This window comes from Streptomyces sp. NPDC022910, from assembly GCF_055561075.1.
In genome coordinates, this window is record NZ_JBVHHL010000120.1 from 1 (window position 1) to 7,776 (window position 7,776).

The 7,776-nt window shown below is 67.9% G+C and carries 12 protein-coding genes; 4 read left to right on the top strand and 8 right to left on the bottom strand.

The annotated features are described in order from the left end of the window. The 4 genes from ACZ3TS_RS41990 to ACZ3TS_RS42005 all read right to left on the bottom strand — a co-directional run. On the bottom strand, positions 1 to 766 hold a 766-nt coding region (locus tag ACZ3TS_RS41990; RefSeq protein ID WP_467628232.1), incomplete at its 3' end, for a hypothetical protein. A gap of 259 nt (positions 767 to 1,025) precedes the next feature. Continuing rightward, positions 1,026 to 1,304, bottom strand: a complete 279-nt coding sequence (locus tag ACZ3TS_RS41995) for a hypothetical protein (protein WP_432930799.1) — start codon at positions 1,302 to 1,304, stop codon at positions 1,026 to 1,028. Between the two features lie 340 nt (positions 1,305 to 1,644). After that, a complete protein-coding gene (locus ACZ3TS_RS42000) occupies positions 1,645 to 1,776 on the bottom strand; it encodes a hypothetical protein (protein ID WP_467628235.1) in 132 nt (43 codons plus the stop codon). A 76-nt stretch (positions 1,777 to 1,852) separates the two neighbouring features. Beyond that, on the bottom strand, positions 1,853 to 2,044 hold the full coding sequence (locus ACZ3TS_RS42005; RefSeq protein ID WP_467628237.1) for a hypothetical protein: 192 nt from the start codon (positions 2,042 to 2,044) through the stop codon (positions 1,853 to 1,855). Positions 2,045 to 2,133: 89 nt separating this feature from the next. Here ACZ3TS_RS42005 and ACZ3TS_RS42010 point away from each other — a divergent pair, with 89 nt between their 5' ends. After that, positions 2,134 to 2,322 carry a hypothetical protein gene (locus tag ACZ3TS_RS42010; RefSeq protein ID WP_467628240.1) on the top strand — a complete coding sequence of 63 codons (189 nt, stop codon included), beginning with the start codon at positions 2,134 to 2,136 and terminating at the stop codon, positions 2,320 to 2,322. A gap of 188 nt (positions 2,323 to 2,510) precedes the next feature. Here ACZ3TS_RS42010 and ACZ3TS_RS42015 read toward each other — a convergent pair whose 3' ends face one another. Next, positions 2,511 to 2,750, bottom strand: coding sequence for a hypothetical protein (locus ACZ3TS_RS42015; protein ID WP_467628242.1), 240 nt, complete (start codon positions 2,748 to 2,750; stop codon positions 2,511 to 2,513). A 29-nt stretch (positions 2,751 to 2,779) separates the two neighbouring features. Here ACZ3TS_RS42015 and ACZ3TS_RS42020 point away from each other — a divergent pair, with 29 nt between their 5' ends. From ACZ3TS_RS42020 to ACZ3TS_RS42030, 3 genes are all read left to right on the top strand, one after another. Then, positions 2,780 to 3,067, top strand: a complete 288-nt coding sequence (locus ACZ3TS_RS42020; protein WP_467628245.1) for a hypothetical protein — start codon at positions 2,780 to 2,782, stop codon at positions 3,065 to 3,067. A gap of 5 nt (positions 3,068 to 3,072) precedes the next feature. After that, positions 3,073 to 3,402 (top strand): hypothetical protein, encoded by a 330-nt coding sequence (locus tag ACZ3TS_RS42025; protein ID WP_467628247.1) that lies wholly within the window; start codon positions 3,073 to 3,075, stop codon positions 3,400 to 3,402. A gap of 75 nt (positions 3,403 to 3,477) precedes the next feature. Further along, positions 3,478 to 3,627, top strand: coding sequence for a hypothetical protein (locus ACZ3TS_RS42030; RefSeq protein WP_467628250.1), 150 nt, complete (start codon positions 3,478 to 3,480; stop codon positions 3,625 to 3,627). A 300-nt stretch (positions 3,628 to 3,927) separates the two neighbouring features. On the opposite strand, the gene ACZ3TS_RS42035 is transcribed toward ACZ3TS_RS42030, so the two are convergent. The 3 genes from ACZ3TS_RS42035 to ACZ3TS_RS42045 all read right to left on the bottom strand — a co-directional run bounded on the left by ACZ3TS_RS42035 (position 3,928) and on the right by ACZ3TS_RS42045 (position 7,284). Then, on the bottom strand, positions 3,928 to 4,494 hold the full coding sequence (locus ACZ3TS_RS42035; protein ID WP_467628253.1) for a hypothetical protein: 567 nt from the start codon (positions 4,492 to 4,494) through the stop codon (positions 3,928 to 3,930). 679 nt (positions 4,495 to 5,173) lie between these two features. Further along, positions 5,174 to 6,496 carry a hypothetical protein gene (locus ACZ3TS_RS42040; RefSeq protein WP_467628256.1) on the bottom strand — a complete coding sequence of 441 codons (1,323 nt, stop codon included), beginning with the start codon at positions 6,494 to 6,496 and terminating at the stop codon, positions 5,174 to 5,176. A gap of 482 nt (positions 6,497 to 6,978) precedes the next feature. Further along, positions 6,979 to 7,284: a helix-turn-helix domain-containing protein gene (locus ACZ3TS_RS42045; RefSeq protein ID WP_467628259.1), complete on the bottom strand. Its 306-nt coding sequence runs from the start codon at positions 7,282 to 7,284 to the stop codon at positions 6,979 to 6,981. Positions 7,285 to 7,776 lie beyond the last annotated feature (492 nt).

Genomic DNA, 7,776 nt, shown 5'->3' on the forward strand with positions numbered 1-7,776 from the left:
AGTTCGAACGGACCATCACCGAAGCACGCAAGAAGAGCGACCAGAGGTGCCAGGCCGCATAGGAGAGGTCTCTACGAAACCAGGGGATTGACAGCTGCGGTTGGGCCCCAATTGGCGGGCGTGGCGTTGGCAGGCTGCGCTCCTCGGTGGCGAGCATGTGTTTATGGTGGAACACACGACGGTCGTGCACGGCATTACCCGGAACACGACGCACCGCGGAGGATGGGTCGAGTATGAGCCGACTGGGCACGCCGTGGTGCGCTGCACCTGCGGTCTCGACAGCGGGATCGTGGCGGAAGCTCAGGCAGTGCAGATCGCCGATGATCACCGCCGCACGACCGCGGAAGCCCGTATCTGACCGGTTGACGGCTATCCCCTGTGCGGCCCGCCCATGCGATTGCCCACCGCGGCACAGGTGCTGTGCCCAGTCACAGTCCTGAGCCTGCCCCGTGATCGTGGACACGCGCTCCCACACGTCGGGCCCGCCGCCCTGCCACTCGATGAGGTCCGCGTAGGACTCGACGATGTCCTCGACCAGCGGGTTGACCTCGGTCCAGCCCTCAATGCCCGCACGGCGGAGGAACACGCTGAGATCTTGCAGGCTGTACGCCGTCCCGAGGATCACGCCGTCGACGCGCACGCGTCGACCGCCGGTCTCGGACGGCGGGTAACGATCACGCGGCGCCTCGCCATAGCTCCAGCCTCGCCCTCGGGCGCCGGATGCGCATGCTCCTCCATCAGCGCGATGCAAGGCGGCTTCCGTCATGCTTGCCCACCCGGATGGCAGCGCCGGGTGGCCGTCGTCCTGCTGCCGGATCAGGCTGGGCGTGGCGCCGCGCGGCCTCGTGTCCTCCCCCTAGTTCAGGCCGCCGGAAGTCCACGCAGGGCACGCCTCCCACCCTCTCTGGCACCCGAGTGGGAGGCGTGCTCGTATGATCAGATGCCCCGGAACGCCGGTTGAATGGAGTACGCGGAGGCCCCTGCCGACTCCACAGCGGGAGCCCCGTTGGGCGGGAGCGGGGTGGTCAGCCGGTCTTCTGCCGTTCTCGCAGTTCGTGGATGCTACCGGCGGTGATGGTGCCGTCCTGCTGCTCGTAGTGAGAGAGGGCAAGACCGAGACCGAAGAAGGTGGGTGCCCATTCACCGACGAAGATGCCCCATCGGTCGGCGCGGTCTATGCCGGCGCCGCGTTCGGTTTGGAGGCTGGTGATCCAGGAGGCGATGCTGAGGCCGATGGATGCCATGCCCGCGAGATAGGCGTGTTCGCTGCGGATGCCCATTTCGTGCATGCTCTTGATGATCATAAGGGGCTCCCTTTTGTGAGGGGTTTGGGCTCGAGTACCCCCACGCGGTCGGCCCTATTGGGTGAGCTTGTGATGTTACGGTCCCCGCCGTGTCGTGACGGTGCCGTGCCTACTCCTCCGCCGGTCTGGTGTTCCGTTCGATTGCCTCGCAGGGGGGACATACAAGCTGGGCGCCGCGCCCGTAGCGGCAGGTGAGCCCCCCGGCAGCGCACGCACGGGCCGACCTGCGCCGGTGTGCAGCCCAGCATGATCGCGGCGGACACGCGGTCCGTGGCGGGGGCCTATTCTCATGCCTCCGCGCGGACACCCAAAGCAGCAGCTCCTGCGGGTCCCGCGAAGGTCAACGGTGCCTGGCCTTGAGCAGCATGACCACGAGAGCCACAACCAGGATCGCGAACATGCTGGCGTACCACGGGAAGAGTGCTTCCGCTCCGTCCGCTACGCAGGGGAGCTTTCCGCATACGAAGTTCATGGGGGTCGCCTTCTTCTGGAAAGCCAGCGGAAAACGGCAGATTCCGTGGTTCCGGGTACCCCCGACCGGCTTTCCGTCACCTCACAAACTGGGTGCTCTGCTCGATGGCCCGGCAGTGGGGGCACACGAGCTGGGCGCCGGGCCCGTAGCGGCAGGTCAGTCCCTGGCGGCGGGCGCACGGGCCGACCTGGGCGGCTGTGCAGCCCAGCATGATCGCGGCGGACACTCGGTCCGTCGTGGGGTCGATGCGTCTGGGCACCTCGTTCATGTATCCGAAGGTACGTCGCGGCTGGCGAGGTCCACCCGATCGCCGCCTGGTGGCGTGCGGCCTCCCTGGGTGCGGCATAGACAGGCTCTATGGGTGAAGACACCGAGAAGGTCCACCATCCCGGCGAGATCGTTCCCGTCTCCGGGATCTACGAGTGCGACTGCGGACAGGGCCACGAGTACAGCACCGATGTGAAGGGCCATCGCTTCCTGCCTCTGCACCAGGCGTGTAGTGGCAGCGGCTGGCGACTCAAGGCGCCGGCGCACCCTGGCGCCTGAGCGTCGCGGCGGTCTAGCGGGATGGTGTTGCGGCCGCCGGTCGAGCCTATGCTCGCCCAAGCGCGTGACACGCTGCCCGGCGGCCTGGCCTACGAGCCGAAGTTCGACGGGTACCGGGCGCGGCCGGCCGTGCAGCGCCGGGCCGTTGCGGCCGCCAAACTCATCTCGAGATGCACCCGGTGCGGTTGCTACACGACGAGCCCCTCGGCCGCCAGCTGCTTCGCGGCGTGCAGCATGCACTCGCGCGGCAGGATGACGGCCAGCTCGTCGGCACCGATGGAGGCGCCCATCGAGCGCAGCTCCTCGGCGCTCGGCGCCATCTCCTCCCCCACGAAGAAGCTGCCGTCCTTCATCTCGAAGACGTCGGGGCAGCTGTTGTTCTGTCCGCACGACCCGCGCTCGGCGGGGGTCGATCCGATACGGCGCATGGTGCTCCTTGCAGTGACAGGATCGGTGCATGGGCACCGAGAGGGACTGGGTGTACAGGGTGGAGGAGCCGCACGGCTCCGAAGGCTGGCGCCCCTACGACGGCCCCGAGCGGTGGCGCGGCACGATCACCACCGAAGAACACGACGAGGCCGAGTACGTCGCCGCCCTCGTCGTCAAGGACCTGGTGAGCGAGTGGAAGGCGAACGACACCGGCGTGAAGCACGTGCTGATCCTCGTCTGGGAGGACGAGGAGGGCGAAGACCTCGCGGACGCGGTCTACGCCGTGGAGGTCCGGCCGGACCTGGATGCTGAGTGACGTGAGTGAGCGAGATCGCCGGCTGGCGGAGGGGAGGCCTGGCGGCGCGGCAGGATGCTGCCGTGCAGTGGATACCGACCGTTGACACCAAGCTCAACATCTGGACGACCGCCGCGGTCATCGGCGCCAGCATCGCCCTCTACAACACCCTCCGGGGGTGGTGGCGCAACACGCTCGGCAAGCGGGCGTTTTTCGTCAGGAACTACCGGAAGCTGGCTCCGCACGTCCGACACGAGTACGTCAATGAGCGCCTTTCCGCAAGGGAGGGAGCCGGGCGGTGCGCGACACTGGCGGTCATGCCTCCGGTGCTTCCCCGTGGGTATCGTCCTGGGTGAGGCGGATCCGCGCCAGGGCCTCGGCGATTCGACGGTTTCCTCGTCGTCGGGACCGTAGACCACGCACATGTCGTCGTGGAGCGGTCCGAGCATCCGCCGGGCCTCGGCGAGTCGTCCCTCGGACAACTCCAGGAATCCGATGGCACGCCGCAGTTCAATCGCCTCATCGCAGGCATCGCTGTCCACGGCCCGAACCTGTCGGAGGACGGCCTCGAACTCCTGTAGGGCGACCGTGACCTGGTCCAGTTCGGCGCGGCAGTGCGCGGCCTGGGCGCGGCGGGAGCGCGCCTTTTCGCTGGTCGGTTCGGCGGTGCGGGAGAAGGCACTGGCGAGCGCGTCGAACTCGGGCAGGGCCCGGCGGTAGTCGCTGCCCAGGAAGCGAACCGCGGCCCGTTCCATGCGATCGGCTTCCGTCTCTCATCCCGTTGCGCGTCATCAGCTCTGGCCTGCGCCACGATTTCTTAGCTTTGAGCCGAACCTCCTGCCGCGATCGGTCTAATTTTGTCCAATAAGTGGAGATCTGCTCTACTGCGAGGACTTCCTGCTCCGCCAGCCTGTCGCGCACCAACGTCGCGTCGGCAGCCGATAGTTCCAACAGAGGCCGCCGGAGTCGGACACTCCAGGTCCTTTCCTAGGGAAAGCTGTGAGACGGTCGACCAATGGGGCTAAATAGCCCGGCTCGACCTGGCCGCATAAGCACCGCCTATGCGGCCGTTTCACGGATTTCCCAACGGAGTCCTTCAGGAGGGAGAGCGTCAAGATGAGCAGGCGGTCGGTGCACTCGCGGCGGACGGTGCCGACCCAGCGTTCCGCGAAGGCGTTCGCCTTCGGCGATCTCGGCGGGGAAAGGAGGACCTGCACGCCCGCGCTGGCGAGCACAGCGTCGAAGGCGTCGGAGAATTTCCCGTCCCGGTCGCGCAGGAAGAACCCGAAGCGGTCGACCCGATCTTCGAGGTCCATCATCAAGCTTCTCACCTGCTGGGTCACCCAGTTCCGGTTCGGGTGCTCGGTGATGCCGAGGATGTGCACACGGCGCGTGGCGACTTCCATGACGAACAGCACGTACAACCGGTGGCGGAATGCGGTGTCCACATGGAAGAAGTCGCAGGCCAGCAGCCCGGAAGCCTGGGCGCGTAGGAAGGAGGCCCAGGCGTCGTGAGCCCGCTGTGGCGCAGGCGGAGTTTGCCCTGCCGCAGTACTGACCGGACGGTGGCGGCGGAGACGGTGATGCCCAACCGGGACAGCTCTCCCTGCACTCTGCGGTGTCCCCACAGCGGATTCTCCCGCGCGAGGCGCAGGATCAACTCCCGCGTCGCCTCCGATTATCGGCGGCCGACCCGGCCTCTTGTGAGGGTATGTCCACCTGTCGGCGATCAGCTCCCGGTGCCAGCGCAGCAGCGTCGCCGGGGTGACGAAGAAGCTGCTCCGGCTTTGCCTGGGCAGCAGACGCGACAGGGCCGCCAGGAGGACCCGGTCGGCCGGTTTCAACTGGGGTTGGCCGACTTGGCGTGGGAGCACTGCGAGCTGGTGACGCAGGACCAGCAGTTCAACGTCCTTTGCCGCGTTGCCCAGGAACCTGAGGCCTGCCAGCTCCAGAGACCTGCGCGTCAGCAGGTAGATCCATGACCACCGCATGGGTCTCGATCATGCCCCGGCCCATCATCCTCTCGCAGCGAAACGTCCTGATCACGGGTCCGAACGCAGTTTTTCACGCGGGACAGCCTGACACGAGCCGTCCGACGATCACTGCCCATTCGTGAGGATTTGCAGGTCACAGGCCATGGATGGGGTTACTGCGGACTTGATCGATGGAGTCCAGGACCGCCTGCCGGTTGGAATGCGCGCGCTCCCAGTTCTCGATCATCGTGAGCTGCAACGGGGACAGGCCGCGCAGCCGCTGCTGGATCTTCGTGATGCCGAGTTGACTGAAGCCGGGGATCGGCAGGTCCTCCTCGCGGGTGACCGTGCCCCGGACCTCCTCTCCAGGCCTGTGGGTGGCTTCGGGCACCGCCCCAAGCGCATTCTCGGCCGCGTCGATCACCGTGTCGCGCTGCCGGTGGTGCCGCTCGTACTCGAGCACCTGCCGGACCACGCGGTCGGAGACGTCGTGCAGATGCATCGTGATGCGTTCGGGGTCCATCGCGTCATAGTCGGCCCACGGTTCGGCTTCGCGGAGGTGCTCGATGGCGTTCAGCACTCCGGGCCGGCCTGCGTGTGCGCGTTCGTAGCCCTCGATCACCGTCAGCTCCGTCTGGGACAGACCGCGCAGCCGCTGCTGGATGTTCGTGACGCCGAGCTGGCTGAAGCCGGGAATCGGCAGGTCCTCCTCGCGGGTGACCGCGCCCTCGACCTGCTCGGCCATGCGGGTTGCACTGGGCATCTCCCGCCACGCCCCCTCGGCCGTACCCCTCATCCGCCTGGTGCTGCTTCGGAAGGCCGCCCGCAGCCGGGCCACGGCCGCGCGCACCGTGCGCATGACCGCATCACGCAGGCCGCCACCCTCGGCGGCCCCGGCCCCGGCCTCGGCCTCGGCCTGGAGGGGACGCCGGCCGTTGGTGGCCACCGCCACGGCCCTGGCCCGGTCCACAAGGCTCTCCTCGAGGCTCTCCAGCAGCTCCTCGTCCTGCCGGCGCAGCAGACGGAGCAGGTCGGCGCTCTCCTGGTCATGGAGCTGTTCGGCGATGTTCTCCCCCGCCCGGCACGCCGCCACGGCCCGCGCTGCCGCCGCGTACTCGTCCTCGGCGTTCCTCAGCTGACGGCGCTCACGGGCCAGCCTCTCGCCGACCGCCATCTCCGTCATGGCCGCCACAGCGACCTCCACGGGCAGCATGGTCACCCGCACAGCGCCGCGGGCCGCGAACCGCACGAACCCCGCGGCACCCGACAGCAGCCCTCGGGGAGGACGCATCTCGCGTACGCGGACCTCGATACGCTCAAGGTGATCCTCAGCATCGGCGACCTGGCGCTCGAGTCTTTGCCGGCGGGCGCCGGGCGGGGTGATGGTCACATCCGTCCGGAACCGATCGACGACCGCGGCGTGAGCCTCACGGGCGTCCTCCAACGCCGGTACCAGTACATCCGTCATCGCTGCCATCAGCTGCTCCTGGTGGGATCGGTGCGGCACCACCGCCGCGCACGAAGAAGGGCCATCCGCCGCCCCCGCGCCGGGCAACCGAAACCCATCCTGCGCAACAGCGCCGAAGATCGCCCCAGGAGCCGCCTGCCGAGGCAAGCGGACAATCCACCACCGACGTGCCCCGACAGCGGCCCTCGTGCACGGGCAGCCGCACACGCCCGTTCCTCCATTCGGGTGAACCGTGCGGGACCACCACCACGCCAGGAACAACGCCAACCGGGTCGCAGGTGAGCTCTTGGCGTCGTCCCCTCAAGGGGCCAGTTCACGAAAGGCGACCACGAAGCCGGCCCCGGTGAGCGCATGGGCGGACAGCACGACAGCACCCGCAGCCGCTCGCAGCCGATGATCAGCCGGCGTACCCCGGCCGGTGGATGGCTGAGGTAGTCGGCGAGCTTGCGCAGGCTCCAGTGGGTGAACGGCATGCCTAACCTCCTGGGCCGCTACTGAGCGACGTCGACGATGTATGTCTCGTCGTCCGTGGTGATCCGGCGTGGACGACCGCCGGCCCACTTCGGGTCCAGGCACTCCAGGCCGCGGTCGTTGAACGCGTGGATCACGTCGCGGACTGTGTCGGGATCGGCCGCGACCAGCGCGGCGATCGCCTCGTTGGTGTTCCCCGAGGCCGACGCCATGATGATCACCGCGCGGCGGACCTTGATCGTGCTGTTCCGCCCCCGCCGCACGATGCGCAGCAGAGTGCGTCCCTCCTCGTCCGTCAGCCGACGGGCGCGCACCGGCCCGGCCATCGCAGGTTCCTCCCAGAAGAAGACGGCAGAGACCTGCGCATCACCGGAAACCGAGATCACCACACCTGCATCCGGCCGACGTTCGGGGTCAACGCACTAGAGGACTGGGACGAGCGGGACGTGGCCGCACAGGCCGAGCTGATCGAGTGGCGGGGCGGCGGACCGGATTCGTGGGACTACTGACTGGCGCGCTCCCCAGTCGACCGGCGGGTGAGGTGATGCGGCCCGTTTGTGGCCTAGCTATGTGGACGACTTCATACAGATGCTTGTCCTGCAAACGTCTGGTCTCTCTGCCCCTGCTCGAAAGGCCGGCCTGCGCCCAACAGGTGGCAGGGCGCCCAGGCCTTCAATGCGGCGGGGTGAGGCCGTTACTGGCCGGACGGTCGGGAGTTGTTGGCCTGAGGGGCCTCGCGTTTTTCGGACAGGGTCTGGCAGAGCAATTCATGCCGTGAGTTGCAATTCCTGGAACTCGGCGTGCACTTCGCCCGGGGG

Coding starts and splice junctions, on each gene's coding strand:
- ACZ3TS_RS41995 (WP_432930799.1), bottom strand. CDS start 1,304: ATGATCATCAAGAGCATGCACGAAATGGGCATCCGCAGCGAACACGCC.
- ACZ3TS_RS42000 (WP_467628235.1), bottom strand. CDS start 1,776: ATGAACTTCGTATGCGGAAAGCTCCCCTGCGTAGCGGACGGAGCGGAA.
- ACZ3TS_RS42005 (WP_467628237.1), bottom strand. CDS start 2,044: ATGAACGAGGTGCCCAGACGCATCGACCCCACGACGGACCGAGTGTCC.
- ACZ3TS_RS42010 (WP_467628240.1), top strand. CDS start 2,134: ATGGGTGAAGACACCGAGAAGGTCCACCATCCCGGCGAGATCGTTCCC.
- ACZ3TS_RS42015 (WP_467628242.1), bottom strand. CDS start 2,750: ATGCGCCGTATCGGATCGACCCCCGCCGAGCGCGGGTCGTGCGGACAG.
- ACZ3TS_RS42020 (WP_467628245.1), top strand. CDS start 2,780: ATGGGCACCGAGAGGGACTGGGTGTACAGGGTGGAGGAGCCGCACGGC.
- ACZ3TS_RS42040 (WP_467628256.1), bottom strand. CDS start 6,496: ATGGCAGCGATGACGGATGTACTGGTACCGGCGTTGGAGGACGCCCGT.
- ACZ3TS_RS42045 (WP_467628259.1), bottom strand. CDS start 7,284: ATGGCCGGGCCGGTGCGCGCCCGTCGGCTGACGGACGAGGAGGGACGC.